Source organism: Streptomyces xingningensis, assembly GCF_054957865.1.
Genome location: NZ_JBDJPF010000178.1, coordinates 1 through 679 on the forward strand (window position 1 = coordinate 1; position 679 = coordinate 679).

Here is a 679-nt window from a genome sequence, read left to right on the forward strand (position 1 = left end):
AGTCCGGCGGGTACGGCGGGGTGGTCGGCGAGCGGCTCCTCATCCAACGCCAGCAAATTCACAATCCCGGCGGAACCGGCCTCTGGCACCGGGAAGTTGTCCCGCCGCACCCGATGGGTGTCCACGGACCGCAGCACAGGCGTGCCCCCGTGGGTCTCCAACGCCTGAATGCTGGCGGCGACGGCCGGGTGCCTCTCCTGCCCGGCCGGGACGAGCACATGCCATGTGCCGCCGAGCTCCGACGGCTCCCGGTCGGGGATGCGCTTCCAGGTGACGCGGTAGCGCCAGGAGTCCATGGTGACGCGCTCCCGGTGCTGCCGCCGCCACGCCGCCAGAACGGGCAACGCCGGCCGTAACACGTCCACGGCCTCGTCGCTTTCGTCCAGCCGCAGGGTCGTGGCCAGAGCGGGCACGTTCAGGTTCTCGATGGCCTGCCACAGTTCGGCCTCGGCTGGGTGCTGACCGTTATCGCCTGCGGAGACGGTGGCAGCGGGCTCAAGCCAGTAGTGCTTGCGCTGGAAGGCATAGGTGGGGAGGTCGATGGTGCGGGGGGTGGGGTCGGATGGGAACCATCGGGTCCAGTCCACCTCAACCCCGGTCGCGAACGCCTGCCCGAGGGAGAGTGCGAGTTGGGTGCGGTCGTCCTGGTCGCGGCGGAGGGTGGGGACGACGGTGGCGG

Annotated in this window: 1 pseudogene; it reads right to left on the reverse strand. The window is 70.5% G+C overall.

The features are described from left to right. Nucleotides 1–679: pseudogene (locus tag ABCR83_RS32735) on the reverse strand (type I polyketide synthase); the annotation flags it as partial.